At 62.9% G+C, this 25,553-nt stretch carries 25 protein-coding genes; 2 read left to right on the forward strand and 23 right to left on the reverse strand.

The annotated features are described in order from the left end of the window. Nucleotides 1-30: 30 nt before the first annotated feature. A complete protein-coding gene (locus tag MFF34_RS04090) occupies nt 31-780 on the reverse strand; it encodes a tetratricopeptide repeat protein (protein WP_238210427.1) in 750 nt (249 codons plus the stop codon). 3 nt (nt 781-783) lie between these two features. Beyond that, complete coding sequence (locus MFF34_RS04095) at nt 784-1,464, reverse strand: Fe2+-dependent dioxygenase (protein ID WP_027595559.1); 681 nt, start codon at nt 1,462-1,464, stop codon at nt 784-786. A gap of 221 nt (nt 1,465-1,685) precedes the next feature. Between MFF34_RS04095 and MFF34_RS04100 the strand changes: the two genes are divergently transcribed. Together MFF34_RS04100 and MFF34_RS04105 are read left to right on the forward strand one after the other, a co-directional pair. Then, on the forward strand, nt 1,686-3,992 hold the full coding sequence (locus tag MFF34_RS04100) for a TonB-dependent siderophore receptor (protein WP_238210429.1): 2,307 nt from the start codon (nt 1,686-1,688) through the stop codon (nt 3,990-3,992). A gap of 102 nt (nt 3,993-4,094) precedes the next feature. Next, nucleotides 4,095-6,650, forward strand: a complete 2,556-nt coding sequence (locus MFF34_RS04105) for a sulfite reductase flavoprotein subunit alpha (protein ID WP_238210437.1) — start codon at nt 4,095-4,097, stop codon at nt 6,648-6,650. Between the two features lie 113 nt (nt 6,651-6,763). Here MFF34_RS04105 and MFF34_RS04110 read toward each other — a convergent pair whose 3' ends face one another. From MFF34_RS04110 to trmJ, 21 genes are all read right to left on the reverse strand, one after another. After that, nucleotides 6,764-7,555, reverse strand: coding sequence for an amidohydrolase (locus tag MFF34_RS04110; RefSeq protein WP_027595556.1), 792 nt, complete (start codon nt 7,553-7,555; stop codon nt 6,764-6,766). Next, a complete protein-coding gene (locus MFF34_RS04115) occupies nt 7,543-8,691 on the reverse strand; it encodes a pyridoxal phosphate-dependent aminotransferase (RefSeq protein ID WP_238210439.1) in 1,149 nt (382 codons plus the stop codon). The genes MFF34_RS04110 and MFF34_RS04115 overlap by 13 nt, the downstream gene beginning before the upstream one ends. A 208-nt stretch (nt 8,692-8,899) precedes the next feature. Continuing rightward, nucleotides 8,900-10,363, reverse strand: a complete 1,464-nt coding sequence (gene der / locus MFF34_RS04120) for a ribosome biogenesis GTPase Der (RefSeq protein WP_186675552.1) — start codon at nt 10,361-10,363, stop codon at nt 8,900-8,902. A 117-nt stretch (nt 10,364-10,480) separates the two neighbouring features. Next, a complete protein-coding gene (gene bamB / locus MFF34_RS04125; protein ID WP_027595553.1) occupies nt 10,481-11,623 on the reverse strand; it encodes an outer membrane protein assembly factor BamB in 1,143 nt (380 codons plus the stop codon). Between the two features lies 1 nt (nt 11,624). Continuing rightward, entirely contained in the window at nt 11,625-12,266 is a 642-nt protein-coding gene (locus tag MFF34_RS04130; protein WP_027595552.1) for a tetratricopeptide repeat protein, read from the reverse strand. A gap of 39 nt (nt 12,267-12,305) precedes the next feature. Then, nucleotides 12,306-13,595 carry a histidine--tRNA ligase gene (gene hisS / locus MFF34_RS04135; protein WP_238210441.1) on the reverse strand — a complete coding sequence of 430 codons (1,290 nt, stop codon included), beginning with the start codon at nt 13,593-13,595 and terminating at the stop codon, nt 12,306-12,308. A 25-nt stretch (nt 13,596-13,620) separates the two neighbouring features. Continuing rightward, nucleotides 13,621-14,730, reverse strand: coding sequence for a flavodoxin-dependent (E)-4-hydroxy-3-methylbut-2-enyl-diphosphate synthase (gene ispG, locus MFF34_RS04140; RefSeq protein ID WP_027595550.1), 1,110 nt, complete (start codon nt 14,728-14,730; stop codon nt 13,621-13,623). A 3-nt stretch (nt 14,731-14,733) separates the two neighbouring features. Continuing rightward, a complete protein-coding gene (locus MFF34_RS04145; protein ID WP_238210443.1) occupies nt 14,734-15,765 on the reverse strand; it encodes a RodZ domain-containing protein in 1,032 nt (343 codons plus the stop codon). Beyond that, on the reverse strand, nt 15,762-16,523 hold the full coding sequence (gene pilW / locus MFF34_RS04150; protein WP_238210456.1) for a type IV pilus biogenesis/stability protein PilW: 762 nt from the start codon (nt 16,521-16,523) through the stop codon (nt 15,762-15,764). The genes MFF34_RS04145 and pilW overlap by 4 nt, the downstream gene beginning before the upstream one ends. A 13-nt stretch (nt 16,524-16,536) precedes the next feature. Beyond that, nucleotides 16,537-17,682 (reverse strand): 23S rRNA (adenine(2503)-C(2))-methyltransferase RlmN, encoded by a 1,146-nt coding sequence (gene rlmN, locus MFF34_RS04155; RefSeq protein WP_027595547.1) that lies wholly within the window; start codon nt 17,680-17,682, stop codon nt 16,537-16,539. Between the two features lie 28 nt (nt 17,683-17,710). Beyond that, nucleotides 17,711-18,136, reverse strand: coding sequence for a nucleoside-diphosphate kinase (ndk, locus tag MFF34_RS04160; protein ID WP_012316140.1), 426 nt, complete (start codon nt 18,134-18,136; stop codon nt 17,711-17,713). 90 nt (nt 18,137-18,226) lie between these two features. Next, nucleotides 18,227-18,427 (reverse strand): Fe-S cluster assembly protein IscX, encoded by a 201-nt coding sequence (iscX, locus tag MFF34_RS04165; protein ID WP_024762959.1) that lies wholly within the window; start codon nt 18,425-18,427, stop codon nt 18,227-18,229. Nucleotides 18,428-18,437: 10 nt separating this feature from the next. Then, complete coding sequence (gene fdx / locus MFF34_RS04170) at nt 18,438-18,779, reverse strand: ISC system 2Fe-2S type ferredoxin (RefSeq protein ID WP_027595546.1); 342 nt, start codon at nt 18,777-18,779, stop codon at nt 18,438-18,440. 3 nt (nt 18,780-18,782) lie between these two features. Continuing rightward, nucleotides 18,783-20,645 carry a Fe-S protein assembly chaperone HscA gene (hscA, locus tag MFF34_RS04175; protein WP_238210458.1) on the reverse strand — a complete coding sequence of 621 codons (1,863 nt, stop codon included), beginning with the start codon at nt 20,643-20,645 and terminating at the stop codon, nt 18,783-18,785. Nucleotides 20,646-20,687: 42 nt separating this feature from the next. Continuing rightward, nucleotides 20,688-21,209: a co-chaperone HscB gene (hscB, locus tag MFF34_RS04180; RefSeq protein ID WP_027595544.1), complete on the reverse strand. Its 522-nt coding sequence runs from the start codon at nt 21,207-21,209 to the stop codon at nt 20,688-20,690. Nucleotides 21,210-21,217: 8 nt separating this feature from the next. Further along, nucleotides 21,218-21,541, reverse strand: coding sequence for an iron-sulfur cluster assembly protein IscA (gene iscA / locus MFF34_RS04185; protein ID WP_027595543.1), 324 nt, complete (start codon nt 21,539-21,541; stop codon nt 21,218-21,220). A gap of 28 nt (nt 21,542-21,569) precedes the next feature. After that, nucleotides 21,570-21,956 (reverse strand): Fe-S cluster assembly scaffold IscU, encoded by a 387-nt coding sequence (iscU, locus tag MFF34_RS04190; protein ID WP_003248539.1) that lies wholly within the window; start codon nt 21,954-21,956, stop codon nt 21,570-21,572. A 46-nt stretch (nt 21,957-22,002) separates the two neighbouring features. Then, a complete protein-coding gene (locus MFF34_RS04195; protein WP_027595542.1) occupies nt 22,003-23,217 on the reverse strand; it encodes an IscS subfamily cysteine desulfurase in 1,215 nt (404 codons plus the stop codon). 47 nt (nt 23,218-23,264) lie between these two features. After that, nucleotides 23,265-23,756: a Fe-S cluster assembly transcriptional regulator IscR gene (gene iscR, locus MFF34_RS04200; RefSeq protein ID WP_027595541.1), complete on the reverse strand. Its 492-nt coding sequence runs from the start codon at nt 23,754-23,756 to the stop codon at nt 23,265-23,267. A 179-nt stretch (nt 23,757-23,935) separates the two neighbouring features. Continuing rightward, nucleotides 23,936-24,721 (reverse strand): serine O-acetyltransferase, encoded by a 786-nt coding sequence (cysE, locus tag MFF34_RS04205; RefSeq protein WP_027595540.1) that lies wholly within the window; start codon nt 24,719-24,721, stop codon nt 23,936-23,938. 3 nt (nt 24,722-24,724) lie between these two features. Beyond that, entirely contained in the window at nt 24,725-25,480 is a 756-nt protein-coding gene (gene trmJ / locus MFF34_RS04210; protein ID WP_027595539.1) for a tRNA (cytosine(32)/uridine(32)-2'-O)-methyltransferase TrmJ, read from the reverse strand. Nucleotides 25,481-25,553 lie beyond the last annotated feature (73 nt).

The raw sequence follows: 25,553 nt of genomic DNA on the forward strand, positions 1-25,553 counted from the left end.
TGCCCCGCGAAGAGGCCAGCAGTCTAGACATCATTCGCCGCGCTGTTCGAGTTCCTCGGCATACCCTGCTGCATACCCCGCCAGCAACGGCCCAGCCCCGTGCAATGTAGCCACCGCACTGCGCAAGAAATTCACATTCCCCTCAACCCGCGCCCGTTCCAGCCAAGGCCCGGCTTCAGTCAGTTGCCCCCGCTCGACCAGCACCATCGCCAAACTGAACATCCCGCGAAAGTCCCCCGCCTCGGCTGAACGCCGATACCAGCGCACCGCCCGCGCCGGGCTTGCCGCCGTGGCAATGCCCTGCTCCAGGTAACGCCCGTACAGGTTCATCGACTTGGCATGCCCCAACTGCGCGGCCTTCTCGTAACAGACCAACGCCTGGGCCTGGTTGGCCGGCACCCCGCGCCCGGTGGCCAGCAGGTTGCCCAAATTGTATAGGCCCCAGTCCAGCCCAGCGTCTGCCGCCCGGGCATAGTGAATGGCCGCCTGCGTCAGGCTGGCTTCACCGCCCCAGCCATGCTCCAGGCAACGCCCCAGCATGTTGCAGGCCATGACACTGCCTCCCTCCGTGGCAATGGCGAACCAGCGCCGGGCCAGGTCTACATCCTGCTCGATACCGCGCCCATCCAGCAGAATCTGCCCCAGCAGCAACTGCGCCTCGACCACCCCCTCCCCCGCTGCCGCCAGGATCGCCTGGGCCGCCTTGCCGGGGCTGTCTTCGAGCATGGCCTTGAGCCCTGCAACATCCACCACTTCTTCACGACGCAACGGGTATGACACGGTTCAGACCTCAGCCCAGCGGCGCAGCAGGTTGTGGTAAGTCCCCGTCAACTGCAGCAGCGATGGGTGATCGGGCACATCGGCGGTGAGTTGCTGGATGGCATTGTCCATCTCGAACAGCAGCGCACGCTGGCTGTCCTCGCGTACCAGGCTCTGCGTCCAGAAAAACGCCGCATAACGCTGGCCGCGGGTCACCGGGTTGACCTTGTGCAGGCTGGTGCCGGGGTACAGCACCAGGTCGCCAGCTGCCAACTTGACCTGCTGCACGCCGTAAGTGTCCTGAATCACCAGTTCGCCGCCGTCGTAGCTGTCCGGGTCGCTGAGGAACAGCGTCGAGGACAGGTCGGTACGCACGCGCTCCGGGCTGCCCTTGGGCTGGCGCAATGCATTGTCGATGTGGAAGCCGAAGTTGCCGCCTTCGCGGTAGCAGTTGATCAGCGGTGGAAACACCTTGTGCGGCAGCGCTGCCGACATGAAGCGCGGCGTGTTCCACAGGCGGTCGATCAGCGCGCTGCCCAGTTCCTTGGCCAGCGGGTGGCCTTCAGGCAACTGCAGGTTGTGCTTGGCCTTGGCCGATTGATACCCGGCAGTGACCTTACCATCGGCCCAATCAGCCTGCTCCAGCGCCTCGCGGATACGCGTGAGTTCGTCGGCATCGAACAGGCCGGGAATGTGAAGCAGCATGGCGGCGGCACCTGGGCAAATGTAAAGGCGTCAATGATATTGATTCCCTTTTACATACCACAAGCCCCATTCGCCGCTTAAGACGTTTCAGCCACTGAAAACCGTAAGGGCAAACTGTAAAGATTGTAAATTCTTCACGAATGGTAACTACTCTCAATTGTTAGTCACAATTGCTTACATTAAGATCCGCCGCCTTATCACCTTGGGGAAGGTCCTTACCAATGCGTCACTACGTGCCATCTGCTGTGAGTTCACCACGCCTGATCGTGACCGCCATCGGCGTCGCCATCACTGCTTCGACCGCCTACGCTGCCGAGCCTGCCGCCAACAACGCTGTCACCCTTGATGCCACCAGCGTCAACGGCAAGGCCGAACAAGCCAGCACCGACTACAAGGTCGAGAAGGCCTCATCGCAGAAGTACACCGCGCCGCTGGTAGACACCCCACGCTCGGTCACGGTGATCCCGCAGCAGGTCATCAAGGACACCAACGCCCTCAGCCTGCAGGACGCCCTGCGCACGGTACCTGGCATCACCTTTGGTGCCGGTGAAGGCGGCAACCCGCAAGGTGACCGGCCGTTCATCCGCGGCTTCGATGCCCAGGGCGACACCTACCTGGACGGCGTACGCGATACCGGTGCGCAAACCCGCGAGATCTTCGCCATCGAGTCGGTGGAAGTGGCCAAGGGCCCGAACTCGGCCATCGGCGGCCGTGGCGCTGCGGGCGGCACCATCAACCTGGTAAGCAAGCGCGCGCACCTGGGCAACTCGCTGGATGGCGCCTGGACTTGGGGCAGTGACCAGACCCAACGCTACACCTTCGATGGCAACTACCAGTTCAGCGACACAGTGGCCGGTCGTCTCAACCTGATGACCCACGAGAGCAACGTCGCCGGCCGCGACAAGGTCAACTACGACCGCTGGGGCATCGCCCCGTCCCTGGCTTTCGGCCTGGGCACCCCGACCCGCGTCAACCTCGACTACTACCACCTGGAAAGCGACGACCTGCCGGATTCCGGCATCCCGTACACCATTCCTACCGGTGGTAGCGGCGCCCGTACCTCGGCGCACCCGAGCAAACCGTACGATGGCGGTGACAGCGATAACTTCTATGGCCTCACCGGCCGCGACTTCCGCAAGAGCCGCGTCGACATCGCCACCTTCGCGATCGAGCACGACCTGACCGACGCGCTGACCATCAAGAACACCCTGCGTCACGGCAACAGCATGCAGGATTACATCCTGACCCAGCCTGACGACAGCAAGGGCAACGTCAACAACGGCAGCGTCTGGCGCCGCGCCAACAGCCGCGTTGGCAACACCGCCACCACCACTAACCAGACCGACCTGTTTGGTGAGTTCTATGTGGGTGGGATGAAGAACAGCTTCTCCACCGGCATCGAGCTGAGCCGGGAAGAGAGCAAGCGTTCGTCGTACACCGTTGATACCAACACGGGGGGCTCCACTACCTCGACGTGCAACCCAAGCCTGATCGGCGCCAACAGCGGCTACAACTGCACCTCGTTGAGCAATCCGAACCCGGATGATCCGTGGAATGGCGCGATCTCGCGCAACTACGCCGGCACCGACACCAAGAGCAACACCCGCGCCCTGTACGTCTTCGACACCTTGGAGCTGACGCCTGACTGGCTGCTGAACATGGGCCTGCGCTACGACCACTTCGACACCCAGTACCGCACCTACGATGCCGCTGGCGCCACCGTGGTCAACGCCAAGGGCGTGGCCTCCAAGGGCCGTGATACCAGCGAGTTCGTCACCGGCCAACTGGGCCTGGTCTGGAAGCCGGCCGAAAACGGCAGCATCTATGTCTCCTACGCCACCTCCGCGACGCCACCCGGCGCGATGCTCGGCGAGGGCACCGAAGGCAACCCTCTGGGCAACACCAGCGACCGCGCCGGCAACCTGCTGAGCAGCGACATGGAGCCGGAAGAAACCACCAACTACGAGATCGGCACCAAGTGGGACCTGCTCGACCAGCGCCTGTCCCTGGCCGCCGCGCTGTTCCGCACCGAGAAGGAAAACGCCCGCGTTCAGGTGGACACCACCACCTACGAAAACGTCGGCGAAACCCGCGTGCAGGGTATCGAGCTGTCGGCCAGCGGCAAGCTCACTGACAAGTGGCAGGTCTTTGCCGGCTACACCTACATGCAGGCGCGCCAGATCGATGGCGGCGCCCTGGGCAAGGTTAACGATGGCAACCAGCTGCCGAACACACCGAACAACAGCGCCAGCCTGTGGACCACGTATTCGATCACGCCGAAGCTGACCGTCGGGGGTGGCGCGTTCTATGTGGATGACGTGTACGGCAGCGTGGCCAACACCACCATGGTTGACAGCTACGTGCGCTACGACGCCATGGCCGCCTACAAGCTGACCAAGAACGTCGACCTGCAGTTGAACGTGCAGAACCTGACCAACGAGGTGTACTACGACAAGGCGTTCTCTACCCACTTCGCCAACCAGGCGGCTGGGCGGACGGCGCTGCTGACCACCAGCGTTCACTTCTAAAGCAACACCCCGGAGCCCCGTTCATTCCAGTGAGCGGGGCTTTTGCGTACCAAGGCATAATGCACACCGCGCAGGCTGCGGCAGCTACACAAGGTGATCGATGTGGTGAAGAAGACGCTGTTCCAATTGCACTGGTTCTTTGGCATCACCGCTGGCCTGGTGCTGGCCTTGATGGGCATCACCGGGGCGATCTGGTCGTTTCAGGAAGAACTGCTGCGGGCCTTCAATGCCGATGTGCTGAAGGTCGAAGTACGCCCCGAGGGCGTGTTGCCGCCCGCCGAACTGGTGCAGCGGGTCGAGGCCGCGCGAGGCGACAAGGTCGCGATGCTGTGGGTGGACCTGCACGAAGGCAATGCTGCGCGGATCTTCTTCACCCCGCCGCCGGGCCAGCGCCGTGGCGAGCTGCGTTATGCCGACCCGTACACCGGCGAGCTCAAGGGTGAAGTGGCCGGGCAGGACTTCTTCAACCTGATGCTCAACCTGCACCGGTTCCTGGCCATGGGCGACAGCGGCCGGCAGATCACCGGTGCCTGCACCCTGATGCTGATCTTCTTCTGCCTCTCCGGCCTGTACCTGCGCTGGCCGCGCAAGGCGCTCAACTGGCGGGTCTGGCTGACCTTCGAGTGGGCCAAGAAAGGCCGCGCCTTCAACTGGGACCTGCACGCCGTGGCCGGTACCTGGTGCCTGCTGTTCTACCTGCTGTTCGCCCTCACCGGCCTGTTCTGGTCCTATGAATGGTATCGCGAAGGCCTGAACAAGCTGCTGGCCGATGCGCCGGCAGCGGGCCAGCAGCAAAAACGCGGCGAAGGCCGTGGCCGCCACGGGCCACAGAAGGTCGACAAGAACGCACCGCCGCTGGTGGTCGACTACGACGCCATCTGGGCCAACCTCAAGGAGGCCGCAGGCCCGGGCCTGGCCATGTACAACCTTCGCCTGCCACCGGCGGGTGGCCAGCCGGCCAACCTGTTCTACCTGCTGGACGATGCCGCGCACCCGCGCGCGTTCAACACGCTAGTACTCGACCCGGCCACCGGCCAGGTGAAAAGCCACGACCGCTACACCGACAAATCCTTCAAGGCGCAGTTGCTGCAGAGCGTTTACGCCCTGCACGTGGGCGAATACTTCGGCTTGCCGGGCCGAATCATCGTCACCCTCGCCAGCCTGACCATGCCGCTGTTCTTCGTCACCGGCTGGCTGCTGTACCTTGACCGCCGCCGCAAGAAACGCCAGGTTCGCGCTGCCCGAGGCGGCGTCGACAGCACCCAGGCTGGCAGCGACAGCTGGCTGATCGGCTTTGCCAGCCAGAGCGGCTTCGCCGAACAGCTGGCCTGGCAAAGTGCCGGGCAATTGCAAGCGGCTGGCCTGCCGGTGCAAGTCCGCGCCTTGGCCGAGCTGGGCGAGGATGACCTGCGCCAGGCCCGTCGTGCCTTGTTCGTGGTCAGTACCTTCGGCGATGGCGAAGCGCCAGATAGCGCCCGCGCGTTCGAGCGCAAGGTGCTTGGCCAACCCTGGGCGCTGAACAACCTGCACTATGCCGTGCTCGCGCTGGGCGACCGCCAGTACCCGCACTTCTGCGGCTTTGCCCGTCGCCTGCAGGCCTGGTTGGGTGAACGCGGTGCCAGCACGGCGTTCAGCCCGGTGGAGGTGGACAACGCCGACCAGGCAGCGCTGCAGCAATGGCAACAGGCACTGGCGCAGCTGACGGGGGCCCAGCCGGTCACGGCCTGGCAGCCGCCGAGTTTCGGCAACTGGACGCTGGTGCAACGTGAGTTGATGAACCCGGGCAGCCAGGGCTTGCCGGTCTACCTGATCGGCCTGCGCCCCGAGGAGCCTGCAAGCTGGCAGGCCGGCGACCTGGTGGAAATCCTGCCGCGCAATGGTCAGCCGCGGGTCGACGCCTTCCTCGACGGCCTGGGCCTGGATGCCAACGCAACTGTGCAGCTCGACGGCCTGAGCGAAACCTTGGGCCAGGCGCTGGCCAGCCGTCAGTTGCCCAGCCGGCGCGATCAGCTAGTGGGCTTGCACGCACAGGCGCTGGTCGATGCGCTGGTACCAATCGGCACGCGTGAATACTCCATCGCGTCGATCGCCAGTGACGGTGTATTGGAATTGATCGTGCGCCAGGAACGTCACCCGGATGGCAATCTCGGGCTGGGGTCTGGTTGGCTGACCGAGTACCTGCCGGTGAATGGCCTGCTGAGCGTGCGCCTGCGCCGCAACAGTGGCTTCCACCTGCCCGAGTCACCGGTGCCGATGATTCTGATCGGCAACGGTACTGGCCTGGCTGGCCTGCGCAGCCTGCTGCGCGCGCGGGTCAACGCGGGCGAACAACGCAATTGGCTGCTGTTCGGTGAACGTAACCGCGCGCATGACCTGCTGTGCGGCAACGAACTGCAAGGCTGGCTCGACAGCGGCGACCTGGCACGCCTGGACCTGGCGTTTTCGCGGGATCAGGCCGAGAAGGTGTATGTGCAGGATGTGTTGCTGCAGCAGGCTGAAGCGTTCAAACGCTGGGTGGCGGATGGCGCCTGTGTGTATGTCTGCGGCAGCTTGCAGGGCATGGCGGCCGGGGTGGATGCGGCGCTCAAGGGCATGCTTGGAGAAGTCGTTGTACAGCAACTGATCGAGGATGGGCGGTATCGGCGGGATGTGTACTGATCAGATATTGATGTAAAGGCATCTGGCCCTTTCGCAGCACAAGGCTGCTCCTACAGGTGTAGCGCATAACGTGTAGGAGCAGCCTTGTGCTGCGAAAGGGCCAGTGCAGGCTGTTAGTGCAACTCGAAGGTATCGGCATCCAGGTTCGCCGGGAACTTGGCCCGGTACGCGGCCAGCTCCGCCGCTCTCAACACCACCGTGAACACCCCGTCCGCTTCGCCAGCACTGAGCAGGCTCTCGCCCTGGAAGTCCAGCACCTGGCTGTCACCGGAATAGGCGAAGCCTTTGCCATCGGTGCCCACGCGGTTCACCGCCGCGACAAAGCACAGGTTCTCGATGCCCCGCGCCGGCAGCAGTCGGTTCCAGTGCTGGCGGCGCGCCGCCGGCCAGTTGGCGGTGTACAGCAACAGGTCGGTGTCCTGGGCATCACGGCTCCACACCGGGAAGCGCAGGTCGTAGCAGATCAACGGGCGCACCCGCCAGCCCTTGATCTCGAACTGCACCTGACGCTCGCCGGGGGTGTAATGCTTGTGCTCGCCCGCCATGCGGAACAAGTGGCGCTTGTCGTAGTGCAAGATCTCACCGTCCGGGCGCGCCCACAGCAGGCGATTACGGTGGCTGCCATCGGCGGCCTGGATGATCACGCTGCCGGTGATCACCGCGTTGTACTTCTTCGCCTGGGCCTTGAGCCATTTGTAGGTCGGGCCGTTCTCGGGCTCGGCCAGGCTTTCGGACTGCATCGAGAAGCCGGTGGTGAACATCTCTGGCAGGATCACCAGGTCCACCTCACCCACTTGCTTCAGCAGTTCCTCGAAGTGCGCATAATTGGCCTCGCGGTCGTGCCAGGCCAGGGTGGTCTGCACCAAGGCGATTTTCAGGTCGGGCAGTGTACTCAGATCGCGCATAGTTTTTCCGCCGCCTGACGCAGCGTCTCCTCACGTTTGGCAAAGCACAGGCGCACCAGGCGTTGCTCGGGGATGGGTTGCTGGTAGAACACCGACACCGGAATGGTCGCCACGCCGTGCTCACGGGTCAGCCACAACGACATCTCGACATCGTTCAGGTCCGGGCGGATCTGCGAATAGTCCACCAGCTGGAAATACGTGCCGGCCGTGCGGCGGAAACTGAAGCGCGAACCTTCGAGCAAATCGCAGAACAGGTCGCGCTTGGCCTGGTAGAAGCCTGGCAGTTCATCGAGGTGCTCGGGGTGCTCGGCCATGAAGTCGGCCAGCGCGCACTGCAACGGCGTGACGCCGCAGAAATTGACGTACTGGTGCACCTTGCGCAGCTCGGCGCTCAGGGCCGGTGGCGCGATCACGTAGCCGGTTTTCCAACCGGTCACATGGTAGGTCTTGCCGAACGAACTGACCACGAAGGCACGGTTATAGAGCTCGGCATGGGCCAGCACGCTGGCGTGGCGTACGCCGTCATACACCAGGTGCTCGTAGACTTCGTCGCTGATCAGGTAGATATCGCGATCAGCGATCAGCTGCGCCAGCTGGTCCAGGTCTTCACGGGTAATCAGTGCGCCGCTGGGGTTGTGCGGCGAGTTGAGAATGACCATGCGTGTACGCGGGCTGAGGGCATCGCTGAACCGCTGCCAGTCGATGCGGAAGTCGCCGTCGCTCAGTTGCACATGCACACAACGGCCACCGGCCAGCTCCACCGACGGCTCGTAGCTGTCATAGCACGGGTCGAAGACGATGACTTCGTCACCGGCCTGGATCACCGCCTGAATGGCGCAAAAGATTGCCTCGGTGGCACCTGGGGTGATGGTCACTTCGTGATCGGCATCGACCTGTGCGCCATACAACCGTGCGACCTTGGCCGCTACCTGCTGGCGCAGGGCCGGCAGGCCAGTCATTGGCGCGTACTGGTTATGCCCGGCGGCCACATGCCGGCCCACTGCATCGAGCAACGCCTGCGGGCCGTTGAAGTCGGGGAAGCCTTGGGAAAGGTTAAGCGCACCGGTCTGCACGGCGAGCTGGGACATGGTGGTGAAGATGGTCGTGCCGACATTCGGCAGTTTGCTGCGGATCATGGAGCCCTCTTTCCTGGGGTTTATCCGGCACGGGGTGGAGTCCGAGCATAGCGGATCGAGCAGTCAGGAAAAAGGTTGAAACAATAGGGGATTGCGTTGGATCAAGAGACCCTGTGGGAGCGGGCTGGCCCCGCGAACACGGGCAAAGCCCGTGCCATCCATCGCGTTGCCTGCTTCGCGGGGCAAGCCCGCTCCCACATGGAGTTGATCAGCGCTTGTCGCGGCGCTTCTTCTCGGCCTTCTTGTGGTGCGACATCAAGCGGCGCTTCTTGTTGACCTGGCGATCGGTGAGGGTGTTTTTCTTGCCCTCGTACGGGTTCTCACCGCCTTTGTACTCGATGCGGATCGGCGTACCGACCAGTTTCAGTACGCGGCGGTAGGTGTTTTCCAGGTAACGCGAGTACGACTTGGGAATGCTCTCGGTCTGGTTGCCGTGGATCACGATCAACGGCGGGTTGGCGCCGCCCAGGTGGGCATAACGCAGCTTGATGCGGCGGCCATTGACCAACGGCGGCTGGTGCTCGCTGACCGCATCTTCGAGGATCTGCGTCAGGCGGCTGGTTGGCCAACGGGTGACCGCCGACGTGAACGCGGCCTGTACCGACTTGTACAGGTTGCCCACGCCCGTGCCGTGAAGCGCGGAAATGAAGTGGATGTCGGCGAAATCGACGAAGAACAGCCGGCGTTCCAGCTCGGTCTTCACGTAGGCGCGCTCACCCGGCTCCATGCCATCCCACTTGTTCAGGGCGATGACGATGGCGCGGCCGGCTTCGAGGGCAAAGCCCAGCAGGTTCAGGTCGTGGTCGACCACACCTTCGCGGGCATCCATGACGAAGATGACCACGTTGGCGTCTTTGATCGCCTGCAGCGTCTTGACCACCGAGAACTTCTCGACTTCCTCGTGGATCTTGCCGCGCTTGCGCACCCCGGCGGTGTCGATGAAGGTGTACTTGTCGCCATCGCGCTCGAACGGGATGTAGATACTGTCTCGGGTGGTGCCCGGCTCGTCGTAGACCACCACGCGCTCTTCGCCGAGCATGCGGTTGACCAGGGTCGACTTGCCGACGTTCGGGCGGCCGATGATGGCAATCTTGATGCCATCTTTTTCGCTTGGGCCTGGAATGCGCGCGGCTTCCTCGCCTTCGGCGACGTCCTGGTCGAGGGCTTCGTCCTCGGCATCACGCGGCAGGTGCCCGAGCACGGCTTCCATCAGGGCGTTGATACCACGGCCCTGGGAGCCCGCCACCGGAATGGCGTTGCCCATGCCCATCGGCGAGAACTCGGCGCGCGCAACGTCGGGGTCGATGTTGTCGATCTTGTTGGCAACCAGAATCGCCGACTTGTTCCGCTTGCGCAGGTGCTCGGCAATCATCTGGTCGGCTGCGGTCATGCCCGCACGGGCATCGACCAGGAACAGCACATAGTCGGCTTCTTCGATGGCCATGAGCGACTGCTCGGCCATTTTCTCGTCCATGCCCACTTCGTCACCGGTGATACCACCGGTGTCGATCAGGATGAAAGAACGACCCTGCCAGGAGGCATCACCATACTGGCGGTCACGGGTCAGGCCCGACAGGTCACCGACGATGGCATCGCGGGTCTTGGTCAGGCGGTTGAACATGGTGGATTTGCCGACGTTCGGCCGTCCCACCAGGGCGATTACGGGAACCATGCGGCTCTCCACTCTTGAATTCTTGAAAATGCAAAGGCCGCTGCAAGGCAGCGGCCGGAGTTTGTGCGGCGTTTCCTACACCGCGGCTCAAGACCGTTGGCGGTCTTGAGCTTAGCTTCAGCGGACGGTCAGTGCCTCGAGCTTGCCGCTGTTGCCGAAGACGTAGATGGTGTCGCCGACCACCAGGGGCCGGGCGCGCAGGCCATCGCTGTCGATTCGTTCACGGCCGACGAAGCGACCATCGACCTGGCTGAGCAGGTGCAGGTAACCCTCGAAGTCCCCGACAGCCACGTAGCTGGAGAACACTTCCGGTGCCGACAGCTGACGGCGAGCCATGGAATCGTTGGTCCACAGGGCGCTGGAAGAGCGCTCGTCGACGCTTTCAACGGTACCCGAGGCTTCGCTGACATAGACGTTACCGTAACCCTGGGCGACACCCACGTAGCTGGACGCATCACGCTGCCACAGCACGCGGCCGCTTTCCAGGTCCAGGCCCGCTACGCGGCCCTGGTAGGTGCTGACGTACAGGGTACCACCGGACAGCAGCAAGCCGCCGTCGATATCTACCACGCGGTCCAACTCGGAACGCCCCTGCGGGATGGCCACACGGCTCTCCCACACTGGCACGCCGTTGTTGATATCCACCGCGATCACTTTACCGGTAGACAGGCCGGCAACCGCCAGGCGGTTGGTCGCGATCGGTGCACCAGTGCCGCGCAGGGTCAGTACGGCCGGGGTGTTTTCGTAGATCCAGCGGCGGTCGCCGGTCGCGGCATCGAGGCCGATCAGGCGGTCGTCCTGGGTCTGCACTACCACCACGTCGCCGTTGTTGGCGGGCGGTGCCAGCACTTCACTGGTCACGCGCGAACGCCAGCGCTCTTCACCGGTGCTGGAGTCCAGCGCGATGACTTCGCCTTTGAGGGTGCCGAGCATGACCAGCCCGTAACCCACGCCGACAGCGCCCGACACTTGCAGGTCCAGGTCTTTTTTCCACACCACGTCGCCGGTGATACGGTCGAGGGCGAAGACTTCGCCGTTGACGTCGGAGGCGTAGATACGGTCGTTTTCGATGGCCGGTACCAGGGTGTTGTACGTCTCGCCCTGGCCGTCACCGATCGAGCGGCTCCACTGCTTCTTCAGTACCACTTCCTCGGTGAACTTGGTCAGCTCGGCCGGGGGCAGTTCCTTCTTGCTGTTGCTGCTGCAACCCGCGGCCAGTACGGCCAGGGTCAGCACTGCTGCTTGTTTCCAACCGATCACGTCACGCGTCCCCTTTGGCCAAGTCATCCAGCTTCAGTTGCAGGCCACCGACCGCTGCTTCATCCGACAGCGAGGCCTTGGCTTTCTCATAAGCGCTGTGAGCATCGTCGGCGCGACCCAGCTGCACCAGCAGGTCACCCTTCAATTCTTCGCGGCTGGCCAGGAACGCCTTGTCGGCGTCGCCGTCGAGCAGCTTGAGTGCCTCTTCGGCCTTGTCCTGGGCAGCCAGTACACGGGCCAGGCGCTGGCGCGAGATCTCGCCCAGGGTGGCATCGGCTGGCTTGTCCAACACAGCTTTGAGCTCGGCAGCAGCGTCGTCGAGCTTGCCGCTCTCGACCGCGACCTTGGCCACGAACAGGCTGCCGTACTGGGCGTAGGCGGTACCACCGAACTCGCTCTTGAGCTTGCCGGCCAGTTCCGCGACCTTGGTTGCGTCAGGCTGGCCACTCGGCGTCAGGCTGGTTTCAAGCAAAGCCTGGTACAGCTGCGAGGCACCTTGCGACTGGTTGTTCTGGTACTTGTGCCAGGTATTCCAGCCCAGTACCACCACACCGGCCAGCAACGCGCCCGTCAGCAGCGGCTTGCCGTTGCGGTTCCACCAGTCCTTGACCCCTGCCAGGTCATCATCATCGGTACTCGACACCCCAATACTCCTTTTCGCCTATTCGCTTGTTGGACCGCGTTACGCCTGTGCGACCGCGGTTTCCAGGTGCTCAGCCAGAGCATCCCAGGCAATGTTCTGTTGTTCGCCCTGACCACGCAGGGGCTTGAAGCCGATCGCTTGCTGGGCCAGCTCGTCGTCGCCAAGAATCAGGGCGAACAGCGCGCCGCTCTTGTCGGCTTTCTTGAACTGGCTCTTGAAGCTGCCACCCCCGGCGTTGACCACCAGGCGCAGGCCTGGCAGACGATCACGCAGGCGTTCGGACAGGCGCAGGCCAGCCAGCTCGGCCTGTTCGCCGAAGGCGCAGAGGTAGACGTCGACCTGACGGCTGATCGACTCGGGCACCTTGCCCAGGGTCTCCAGCAGCAGAATCAGGCGCTCGATACCCATGGCGAAACCAACGCCGGTGGTCGGCTTGCCGCCCATCTGCTCGACCAGGCCGTCGTAGCGGCCACCGGCGCAGACAGTGCCCTGGGCGCCGAGTTTGTCGGTGACCCACTCGAACACGGTCTTGCTGTAGTAGTCCAGGCCACGCACCAGCTTGGTGTTGATCACGAACGGAATACCGGCAGCATCCAGACGGGCCTTGAGGCCCTCGAAGTGCACGCGGGATTCTTCGTCCAGGTAATCTTCGAGCTTCGGCGCGCCAACCAGCACCGCCTGGGTGTTCTGGTCCTTGCTGTCGAGGATGCGCAGCGGGTTGCTCTTCAGGCGGCGCTGGCTGTCTTCGTCCAGCTGCTCGAGGCGTGCCGAGAGGAACTCGACCAGCGCATCACGGTAGCGGGCACGGGCTTCGCTGGTACCCAGGCTGTTGAGCTCGAGCTTGACCGCGTCCTGGATGCCCAGCAGGCCCCACAGGCGCCAGGTCAGCATGATCAGCTCGGCGTCGATGTCCGGCCCGTCAAGGTTGAACACTTCCACGCCGATCTGGTGGAACTGGCGGTAGCGGCCCTTTTGCGGGCGCTCGTGGCGGAACATCTGGCCGATGTACCACAGTTTCTGCACCTGGCCGTTGCCGGTGATGCCATGTTCCAGCACGGCACGCACACAGGCGGCAGTGCCTTCGGGGCGCAGGGTGAGCGAATCGCCGTTGCGGTCCTCGAAGGTGTACATCTCTTTTTCGACGATGTCGGTCACTTCACCGATGGAGCGCTTGAACAGCTCGGTGAACTCGACGATCGGTGTGCGGATCTGGCTGTACCCGTAGGTGTCCAGCAGGCCGGCCACGGTGCCCTCGAAGTAGCGCCACAGTGGCGACTGTTCAGGCAGGATGTCGTTCATGCCACGGATGGCTTGCAGCGATTTGCTCACGAAAAGTCCTTACGAATTCTGTATGTCAGCCACGGGCGATCAGCGCCGCGTCGGCTTCGACCTTTTCGGCCGCTTTCTGGCGGATGAGCTTTTCGAGCTCATCGACCAGGTTGTCATTGGTCAGCTTCTGCGCCGGCTTGCCGTCGATGTAGATCAGGTTCGGCGTGCCGCCGGTCAGCCCTACGTGGGCTTCCTTGGCTTCGCCCGGGCCGTTGACCACGCAACCGATCACCGCGACGTCCAGCGGCACCAACAGGTCTTCCAGGCGCCCTTCCAGCTCGTTCATGGTCTTGACCACATCGAAGTTCTGCCGCGAGCAGCTTGGGCAGGCGATGAAGTTGATGCCACGCGAACGCAGGTGCAGCGACTTGAGGATGTCGTAACCGACTTTCACTTCCTCGACCGGGTCAGCAGCCAGCGAGATACGAATGGTATCGCCGATGCCTTCGGCCAGCAGCATACCGAGGCCGACGGCGGATTTCACTGTCCCCGAGCGCAGGCCACCGGCTTCGGTGATGCCCAGGTGCAGGGGCTGGATGATCTGCTTGGCCAACAAGCGGTAGGCTTCGACGGCCATGAACACGTCGGAGGCCTTGACGCTGACTTTGAAGTCCTGGAAGTCCAGGCGGTCCAGGTGCTCGACATGGCGCAGCGCCGACTCGACCAGCGCGGCTGGGGTCGGTTCGCCGTACTTCTTCTGCAGGTCCTTTTCCAGGGAGCCTGCGTTGACGCCGATACGGATCGGGATACCGCGGTCGCGGGCCGCATCGACCACGGCACGCACACGGTCTTCACGGCCGATATTGCCCGGGTTGATGCGCAGGCAGTCGACGCCCAGTTCGGCCACACGCAAGGCGATCTTGTAGTCGAAGTGAATGTCAGCAACCAGCGGAACGCTGACCCGTTGCTTGATGCGGCCGAAGGCCTCGGCGGCGTCCATGTCTGGCACCGAGACACGCACGATGTCGACACCGGCATCCACCAGGCGCTGGATCTGCCCGACGGTGGCATCGACATCGTTGGTGTCGGTGTTGGTCATGCTTTGTACCGCGATGGGCGCATCACCACCCACCGGCACATTGCCGACCCAGATTTTGCGGGATTCGCGACGTTTGATCGGAGATTCGCCGTGCATGACTTACTGTCCCAACTTCAGGCGAGCAGTCTCGCCGCTTGTAAACGGAGCAACATCGACGGCCTGGCCGTTGTAGCTGACCTGCGCGCCACGGGCAAAGCCCAGGCGTACCGCGAACGGCGGCTTGCCGGTCAGCTCGAGGTTGTCACCCTTGCGCTTGACGCCGCTGAACAGCACCTTGCCATTACCGTCGTTGACTTGGGTCCAGCAATTGGCGCTGAACTGAATCGAGACACTGGCGCTACCGGCCGGCACTGCGACGGGCGCGGCGGGCACAGTGGCAGCGGGCGCGGCAGCCACGGGCGCGGTTGCAGCTGGCGCTGCCGGAGCAGGCGCAGGCGTTGGCGCAGTGGCTGCGGCGGCCGCTTGGGGCTGCTGAGCGGGGGTTGGTATTACGGTTGCTGCAGGGGGCTGCGCAGCGCTGGCGGGTGCTTGCTCGGCAGCGGCGGCCGACTGTTCACCTGCGGGCTGCTCCAGCGGCAACGGGGCGCTCTCGGGTTGCTGGCCGGCGCTCACGGCCTGGTCTTCAGGCTCGTCCAGCGGGTGAATCTGTGTGGTGCCGTCGGCGCTCTCGACTTCGACGTGCTCCAGGGCGATCTTGGCCAGGTCCTTGCCACGCAGGCTGCCTTGGTCCTGCCACCAGACGAAGCCACCACCGACTACCGCCACCAGCAGCAACAGGCTGACGCCGCGCAGGATGTTATGCGAGAGGCGTACAGGCTCTTCGATGCGGCCCAGCGAATGCACTTCGCTGCCTTTGGCGTGGGTGCCGGTGTAACGGTCGAAGGCCTCGACCAGCGTGGCTTGGTCCAGGTCCATCAGTTTGGCGTAGGCGCGGATATAGCCACGGGCGAACGTGTGCCCGGGCAACTTGTCGAAGGCGCCGGTTTCAACGTGGTTCAACGAACTGACAGTGAGGTTGAGCTTGCGGGCCACCTCGGCTTGTGACCAGTCCCGCTTCTCACGGGCCTGACGCAAAAGCTCACCGGGGTTCTGGCCAGGCGCTACGGCTACTTCGGGATGCGCGGCGTTCATCGTTGCTCCGACAGGTATTGCTGATATTCCGGCGTACCGGGATAAAGTCGTTGTAATTGCTGGCCCAAATTGGCCAATGTGCCCTGCTCGTCGAACACCCGGGCAAGGCGGCTGCCCAGCAGGAGGCTACGGGCGTCGTGGTCGCTCAACTGGCTGAAACGATCGTAGTAGTCCAGGGACGGCACATAATGCCTGTTTTCGTAGGACAACTCAGCCATTTCCAGCAACGCCTTGGGTTGCCGTGGGTTGAGTTGCAACGCTTTGAGCAGATAGGCGTGCGCCTGGTCTAGACGCTCGAGCTTCAGGGCGGTCAAGCCAAGGTTCTCGTACACGCGTGAGCGTTCAGGATACAGGGTATCGGCACTGGCCAGGCGAAACATCTGCTTGGCCTCGGCAAATCGCCCCTGAGCATAAAGGAAACTGCCGTAGTTGTTGCGAATTCGCGTATCGCCTGGGCGTGCCTGCAGGGCTTTTTGAAAGTGCTGCTCGGCCAGGGCCGGCTCACCTTCAGCCTGAAACACCAGCGCCAGCGCCGCATGCGCGCCGGCATCGCTGGCGTCCAGGGCAAGCGCCTTGCCCAGCGGGGCCTTGGCCTGTTCGGTCAAGCCTTGTTGCAAATAACCAAGCCCCAACTGCACATACGCCCTGCCCGCCTCTTGCCGCCCTTGGCGGCTGGCCAGCGGGTCACCCGCGCCGCCCGACACGCAGCCGGCCAGCAGCAAAAGCGCAAGGATCGACAGCGCGGCGCGCAGGGTCATGGCGAGTTCTCGGTCAGTGGCGCGCAGCGCTGTCTTGCAGCTCGGCGTCGGCAGAGAGCTGGCGCACGGCGATGTAGCGCTCACTGCGGCGGGTGCGGTCGTTGACCTGGCCGACCAGCTGACCACAGGCGGCGTCGATGTCTTCGCCACGGGTGGTACGGGTGGTGACGTTGAAACCACCGTGGTGGAGCAGGTCCTGGAAGCGGCGGATGGCGTTGTTGCTCGGCCGCTCGTAACCGGAATGCGGGAACGGGTTGAACGGTATCAGGTTGATCTTGCAGGGTACGTCGCGCAGCAGTTCGATCATCTGCGCGGCATGTTCAGGCTGGTCGTTCACGTCCTTGAGCAGGGTGTACTCGACCGTCAACACGCGCTTGCCACCCAGGGTGGCCATGTAGCCCATGCACGACTCCAGCAGCACCTTCAGCGGGTACTTCTTGTTGATCGGCACCAGCTGGTTACGCAGCTCGTCGTTCGGCGCGTGCAGCGACAGGGCCAGCGACACGTCGATGTGCTTGGCCAGTTCGTCAATCATCGGCACCACGCCCGAGGTGGACAAGGTGACGCGACGCTTGGAAATGCCATAGCCCAGATCATCCATCATGATCTTCATGGCGGCGATGACATTGTCGAAGTTCAGCAAAGGCTCGCCCATGCCCATCATGACCACGTTGGTAATCGCGCGGTCGACTTTAGCCGGGACGGTCCCGAAAGATTTGTTGGCAAGCCACACCTGGCCAATCACTTCGGCGGCGGTGAGGTTGCTGTTGAAGCCTTGCTTGCCGGTGGAGCAGAAACTGCAGTCCAGGGCGCAGCCGGCTTGCGACGATACGCACAGCGTGCCGCGGTCGTCGGTAGGAATGTAGACGGTCTCGACGCAGCTGCCAGAGGCAACGCGGATCACCCATTTACGGGTGCCGTCGGCGGAAATGTCTTCACTGACCACTTCCGGTGGGCGAATTTCGGCAACAGCCTCGAGCTTTTCGCGCAAGGCCTTGCCGACGTTCGTCATGGCGGCGAAATCATCGACGCCAAAATGGTGAATCCATTTCATCACCTGGCCGGCACGGAAGCGCTTCTCCCCTATAGAGTCGAAGAATTGTTCCATTTCCGGCTGGGTCAGGCCCAACAGGTTGATTTTGCCAGTAGATGTCGTCATGGATTCACCCTCACCCGTAAGCTTTCGCTTAGCGAGTGGTTACCTCGGTAGCAGCGAAGAAGTAAGCGATTTCGCGAGCAGCAGCAGCTTCGGAGTCCGAACCGTGAACGGCGTTGGCGTCGATCGACTCGGCGAAGTCAGCACGGATGGTGCCGGCAGCAGCTTCTTTAGGGTTGGTAGCGCCCATCAGCTCACGGTTCAGAGCGATGGCGTTTTCGCCTTCCAGAACCTGAACAACAACCGGGCCGGAAGTCATGAAGGCAACCAGGTCGCCGAAGAAGCCGCGCTCGCTGTGCTCAGCGTAGAAGCCTTCGGCTTCGGCTTTGGACAGTTGCTTGATTTTCGAGGCAACGATTTTCAGGCCAGCTTCTTCGAAGCGAGTGGTGATCTTGCCGATGACGTTTTTGGCAACTGCGTCAGGCTTGATGATCGAGAAAGTACGTTGAACAGCCATGGAAAACTCCAGAAATATGAGTGTTGCGAAAAATTAAACCCGCGAATTATACGCGGGTTTCAGGGGATTGCCTAACCTGCAGCGACGCGCTTAGTCGGCTTCATCAATCCAGGCCGCCTGGATGGCCTCGAGCACTTTCTCACCGCCGCGTGACGGATCGTCGCTGAACTCTGGCAATGCCAGCACCCAGCGGTGCAGATCGACGAAATTCACATAACGAGGATCGACGTCCGGCTTGCTTTCTGCAAGCTGGATGGCGATCTCAAGTACATCAACCCATTTCAGACTCATGCAAAAATCCTCAGTGGGGCGCTTCGGCAGCGTGGTTGAGCGAATACTTGGGGATCTCGATGGTCAGGTCCTGGTCGGCGACGACCACCTGGCAGCCGAGGCGCGACTGGGCTTCCAGGCCCCAGGCCTTGTCCAGCATGTCCTCTTCCAGCTCGTCCGCTTCTTCCAGCGAGTCGAAACCTTTGCGAACAATACAGTGACAGGTGGTGCAGGCCTTGACCCCACCGCAAGCGCTTTCCATTTCGATGTGATGCTCGTGGGCCAGCTCCAGGATGTTGGTCCCAGGCTCGACCTCCACGGTCAGCCCTTCCGGGCAAAACTTCTCGTGCGGCAGGAATGTCACCAGCGGCATCGGTTACTCCTCGATCTCATTCAGGTTGCGCCCGGCCAGTGCGGCTTTGACCGTCGAATCAAGGCGACGGGCGGCAAATGCATCGGTCACCTGCGACAGACGCTTGGTCTGTTGCTCGATGGCGGGGCCATCGGTGCCGGTCAGCAAATCACGTAGTTCTTGCATCTGGAATTCGATGGCTTCGCGTTCTTCGCTGCTGAGCAGGCGCTCGCCATCGGCGTCCAGGGCGCCCTGTACCGCTTCGAGCAGGCGCTCACCGTCAACCTGGTGTTCACGCAACTGACGGGCCTGCTTGTCGCTGCCTGCGTGCTCGAACGAATCTTTGAGCATGCGGGCGATCTCGCCGTCGGTCAGGCCGTAGGACGGCTTGACCTGAATGCTGGCTTCGACGCCCGAGCCCAGTTCGCGGGCAGCGACGCTGAGCAGGCCATCGGCATCGACCTGGAAGGTCACGCGGATTTTCGCCGCACCGGCGACCATGGCCGGGATGCCGCGCAGCTCGAAGCGCGCCAGCGAGCGGCAGTCGCTGATCAGCTCGCGCTCGCCTTGCAGGACGTGAATCATCATGGCCGACTGGCCATCTTTATAGGTGGTGAACTCTTGCGCACGCGCCACCGGAATGGTGGTGTTGCGCGGGATCACCTTCTCCATCAATCCGCCCATGGTCTCAAGGCCCAGGGACAGCGGGATGACGTCGAGCAGCAGCAACTCGCCACCTTCGCGGCGGTTGCCAGCCAGGGTGTCGGCCTGAATGGCAGCACCGATGGCCACCACCTGATCAGGGTCGATCGAGGTCAACGGGGTACGGCCGAACAGTGTGCCAACAGCGTCACGCACACGTGGAACGCGGGTCGAACCACCGACCATGACCACTGCACCCACCTCTTCCAGCTCGACACCGCTGTCGCGCACGGCGCGGCGGCAGGCTTTGAGGCTGCGAGCGATCAGCGGCTCGATCATGGCATCGAAGGCGGCCCGGCTGAGCTCACCCTGCCAGGCACCGTGGCTGACGCTGACCTCGTCGGCGTCGGTCAGGGCTTCCTTGGCGGCGCAGGCGGCCTGCAGCAGCTGGCGCTGGGTACCCGGGTCGAGGTCGGAAGACAGCCCAGCCTGTTCAATGATCCAACCGGCAATCGCGTGGTCGAAATCATCGCCGCCCAGGGCGGTGTCGCCACCGGTGGCCAGGACTTCGAAGACGCCGGCCGTCAGGCGCAGGATGGAAATATCGAACGTGCCGCCACCCAGGTCATAGATGGCCACCACGCCTTCGGCGTTCTGGTCCAGGCCATAGGCCACGGCCGCTGCGGTCGGCTCGTTGAGCAGGCGCAACACATTGAGGCCGGCCAGGCGCGCGGCATCCTTGGTCGCTTGGCGCTGGGCGTCGTCGAAATAGGCTGGCACGGTAATCACCGCCCCCACCAAGTCGCCACCGAGGGTTTGCTCGGCGCGTTCGCGCAGCACCTTGAGGATGTCGGCCGACACCTCCACCGGGCTTTTCGGCCCTTGGACGGTGTCGATGAACGGCATGTGCGACTCACCGCCAATGAAGCGGTACGGCAGCTGCTCGCCCAACTGCTTGACGTCGGCCAGGCCGCGCCCCATCAGGCGCTTTACCGACAGCACGGTGTTCAAAGGGTCGCTGGAAGCGGCATCGCGCGCAGCCTGCCCGACTTCGCTGCGCCCTTCGAGGTAGCGCACCGCAGACGGCAAAATGACATTACCCTGCACATCAGGCAGGGGCTCGCTGCGACCGCTGCGAACGGCAGCGACCAGTGAATTGGTGGTACCCAGGTCGATACCCACCGCCAGGCGGCGCTGGTGCGGTTGAGGGCTTTGACCGGGTTCGGCGATCTGCAGTAGGGCCATGCTTATCTGAATACCTTAGGCGTCATCACGGGCAACGCCGGGTTAATCGTCGAGGCGCTCTTCCAGTTGGCGCACTTCTTGGGCGAGCTTGTCGAGGAACTGCATGCGGCGCATCAGGCGTTCGGCCTTCTCGCGCTCGGCAGGCACATCCCAGCAGGCGGCGAAATCCTCGTTCAGCGTGTCCTGCGCACCCTTGAGGCGCTTCTTGAACACGGCAACACCATCGAGGTCGGCTTCGTCCTGCAGCTCTTCGAGCTCTTCGCGCCACTGCATCTGCTGCAGCAGGAAGTCGGGGTCATGGACCGTGACTTCCTGGGGCACTTCGTGGCCACCGATTGCCAGCAAGTAGCGGGCTCGGCGCGGCGCACTGCGCAGCGTCTGGTAGGCGTCGTTGAGAGCCGCGGACTTCTCCAGGGCTACCCGCTGCTCGCGCTCGGAAGCGTCGGCAAAACGGTCAGGATGGACCTCGCGGGCCAGCTCGCGGTAGCGAGTGGCCAGCTTGTCGAGGTCCAGCCGGAAGCACGGCTGGAGATCAAACAGAGCGTAATGACAAGGAGTACCCACAGCCAGCCTCAGACGTTGAAGCTTTCGCCGCAGCCACACTCACCGCGCACGTTGGGGTTGTTGAACTTGAAGCCTTCGTTCAACCCTTCCTTGACGAAGTCGAGCTCGGTGCCATCGAGGTACACCAGGCTTTTCGGGTCGATGATGACCTTCACGCCATGGTTCTCGAATACCTGGTCTTCGCCCGCCACTTCGTCGACGAACTCCAGCACATAGGCCAGGCCCGAGCAGCCGGTGGTACGTACGGCCAGGCGAATGCCTTCACCCTTGCCGCGCCCTTCCAGGGAACGCCGCACGTGGTTGGCGGCGGCTTCTGTCATGCTGATAGCCATCAGAACTCCTTACCTCGCAACAGGCGACTTAGATCAAGCCTTTCTTCTGCTTGTAATCGCGAACGGCTGCCTTGATGGCATCCTCGGCGAGTACCGAGCAGTGGATCTTGACCGGCGGCAACGCCAGTTCTTCAGCCAGCTGGGTGTTCTTGATGGTTTCGGCTTCGTCCAGGGTCTTGCCCTTCATCCACTCGGTGGCGAGGGAGCTGGAAGCGATAGCCGAACCGCAGCCGTAGGTCTTGAACTTGGCGTCTTCGATGACGCCCTGCTCGTTGACCTTAATCTGCAGACGCATCACGTCACCGCAGGCCGGCGCGCCGACCATGCCGGTACCGACGTCCGGGTCTTCGGCATTCATCTTGCCGACGTTGCGCGGGTTTTCGTAGTGGTCGATGACCTTTTCACTGTATGCCATGGTGCAATTCCTTCCTCATCAGGGAGCCGCTCTTGCCGGCGACTGCTTAGTGGGCGGCCCACTCGATCTTGGAGATGTCAACGCCGTCTTTGTACATGTCCCACAGCGGCGACAGCTCACGCAGTTTGTTAACGGCCTCGCAGACTTTCTGCGCGGCGTAGTCGACTTCTTCTTCGGTGGTGAAGCGGCCGAAGGAGAAGCGGATCGAGCTGTGCGCCAGCTCGTCGTTACGGCCCAGAGCGCGCAGTACATACGACGGCTCGAGCGAAGCGGAGGTACAGGCCGAACCGGACGATACGGCGATGTCTTTCAGGGACATCAGCAGCGACTCGCCTTCGACGTAGTTGAAGCTCAGGTTCAGGTTGTGCGGTACGCGGGCAGTCTGGCTGCCGTTGACGTACAGCTCTTCAAGGTCCGAGACCTGCTTGAAGAAGCGGTCGCTCAGGGCCTTGATGCGAGCGTTCTCGCTGGCCATTTCCTGCTTGGCAATGGCGAAGGCTTCGCCCATGCCGACGATCTGGTGAGTCGGCAAGGTGCCCGAACGCATGCCGCGCTCATGGCCGCCACCGTGGATGATCGCTTCCAGACGCACACGCGGCTTGCGGCTGACGTACAGCGCGCCGATACCTTTAGGGCCGTAGACCTTGTGCGCCGAGAACGACATCAGGTCAACCTTCAGCTTTTGCAGGTCGATTTCGACCTTGCCGGCCGACTGGGCGGCATCGACGTGGAACAGCACGCCGCGGGCGCGGGTCAGCTCACCGATGGCGGCGATGTCGTTGATCGAGCCGACTTCGTTGTTGACGTGCATCAGCGAGACCAGAATGGTGTCGTCGCGCAGCACGGCTTCGACCATGGCCGGGGTGACAATGCCGTCTTCGCCTGGCTCGAGGTAGGTGACTTCGAAACCTTCACGCTCGAGCTGGCGAGCGGTATCCAGGACCGCCTTGTGCTCGATCTTGGAGGTGATGATGTGCTTGCCCTTGGTCTGATAGAAGTGCGCGACACCTTTGAGTGCGAGGTTGTCGGACTCGGTGGCACCGCTGGTCCAGACGATTTCGCGCGGATCGGCGTTGATCAGCTCGGCGACCTGGCGACGACCGTTCTCGACCGCTTCTTCGGCTTTCCAGCCGAATACGTGGGAGCGCGAAGCCGGGTTACCGAAGTTCCCGTCGACCAGCAGGCAGTCAGCCATCTTCTGGGCGACGCGGGGATCGACCGGGGTGGTCGCGGAGTAATCGAGGTAGATCGGCAACTTCATGGATATCTCCTATCAGGCGGTGGCGTCGCTCGTCGCTGTCATAACGGTCAGTCGACGGCGGACGTCTCAATCTTGTCCAACTGGGCGGATCGGCCTGCGACACGACGCAGGTCCTGGCGCTGGGCGACTTCCTGCACCTCACGGCGCTTGACGAGGTCGGCCAGGCTGATGCCGCTGAGGAATTCATGGATCTGCTGGCTGAGATCGCACCACAAGTGGTGGGTCAGGCAGGTGTCACCGGCATGGCAATCCCCAAGGCCTTGGCAACGGGTGGCATCGACCGATTCGTTGACCGCGTCGATGACCTGGGCCACCTGGATGGTTTCCATGCCCCGCGACAGCTGATAGCCACCGCCTGGACCGCGCACACTGGATACCAGGCTGCTGCGGCGCAGCTTGGCGAACAGCTGCTCCAGATAAGAGAGGGAAATGCCCTGGCGCTCGGAAATGTCGGCCAAAGACACCGGCCCATGCTGCGCGTGCAACGCCAGGTCAAGCATGGCTGTCACGGCGTATCGGCCTTTGGTAGTCAGTCGCATGGCTATTGGGTACCACGGGAGTTACAGGATGTGAGCGAGTATGCGATTCCCGAGCATTTAAGTCAACTATAAGACCTACTGCTTTAGTCGGGTTTTGCATCGGGAGGCGGCCGCGATTGTAGCAGACGAGGGGCGTGCGCACACGCCCCGTATGTCACTATGATTTCAGCACGGCGCGATCAATGCGACTGAGTGTCGCGCTGGGCGACCTGGGCAACTTCGGTGAAGTCATCTTCCGGCAGCGCCGGCAACTCCTTGGCGCAGTAGTCGCTACCCATCTTGGTCAGCGCACCGCACATGCCCTCCAGGCGCTCATCGACCGCCTGCAGGTGGTCGAGCATCTGGCCGATGGCACGCGCGACCGGGTCAGGCATGTCGCCACTGACGCCGTAGGCATCGAAGCCGATCTTCTCGGCCATGGCTTTGCGCCGGGCTTCGACTTCGGTCTCTTCGCTCTTGACGATAATACGCCCCGGGATACCGACGGCAGTCGCCCCTGCCGGCACAGCCTTGGTCACCACCGCATTGGAGCCGATCTTGGCCCCGGCGCCGACAGTGAACGGCCCCAGTACCTTGGCCCCCGCCCCTACCACCACGCCGTTTTCCAGGGTTGGGTGGCGCTTGCCTTTGTTCCAGCTGGTGCCGCCCAGAGTGACGCCCTGGTAGAGGGTGACATCGTCGCCAATCTCAGCGGTCTCGCCGATGACAATGCCCATGCCGTGGTCAATGAAGAAGCGGCGGCCGATGGTGGCGCCGGGGTGGATCTCGATCCCGGTCATCCACCGGCCGAAGTTCGACACCAGCCGGGCCAGCCATTTGAAATCACGTTTCCACAAGGCATTACCCAACCGGTGCAGCCAGATGGCGTGCATGCCTGGGTAGCAGGTCAGTACCTCGAAGGCATTGCGCGCGGCGGGGTCACGGTGGAATACGCTTTGAATATCTTCACGCAGACGTTCGAACATCTGTCAGCCCTTCCTTTTATGCGGTTCGCCCCGAGCCACTTTCTGGGTCTCGGTGAGGATGCCGCGCAAAATGCTCATTTCCGGACGCTCGACCGAGCTTCGCCCATACAACCGGCGCAGGCGCGCCATCAGGTGCTTGGGTTTCTCGGGGTCAAGGAAGCCGATGTCCACCAGGGTCTTTTCCAGGTGGTCATAGAACAGCTCCATCTCGTCCATGGTCGCCAGCTCGCTGGCGTCGACCTTCTCGACTTTGGCCGGTGCATCCTCAGCCGCCAGCCAAGCCATGCGCACCTCATAAGAGAGCACCTGGACAGCGGCGGCCAGATTCAGCGAGCTGAAGTCGGGGTTCGAGGGAATGTGCACGTGGAAGTGACATCGCTGCAGTTCTTCGTTGGTCAGGCCGGCGTGTTCACGCCCGAACACCAAGGCGATTTCCTCGCCGCCCAGCGCATGCTCCACGGCCTTGGCCCCGCATTCGCGAGGGCCGATCAGCGGCCAAGGGATACTGCGCTCGCGGGCACTGGTGCCCATGACCAGGTTACAGCCGACCAACGCCTGCTCAAGGCTGTCGACGACCTGGGCATTGCTCAGCACATCGTCGGCACCGGAGGCACGTGCACTGGCTTCGGCCGCAGGGAACTCTTTCGGCTGCACCAGCACCAGGCGCGACAAGCCCATGTTTTTCATGGCACGTGCAGCGCCGCCGATGTTGCCGGGGTGGCTGGTATTGACCAGAACAACACGAATATTTTGCAGCACGGTGTTGTGCTCTCAGAGGCTGATATCAGGGCCTTCGATCTTACAGAACCGACGGACGTAACGCCATGAAAGC

Source organism: Pseudomonas sp. PAGU 2196 (assembly GCF_022179005.1).
In the GTDB taxonomy this organism is placed as follows: Bacteria; Pseudomonadota; Gammaproteobacteria; order Pseudomonadales; family Pseudomonadaceae; genus Aquipseudomonas; species Aquipseudomonas kermanshahensis.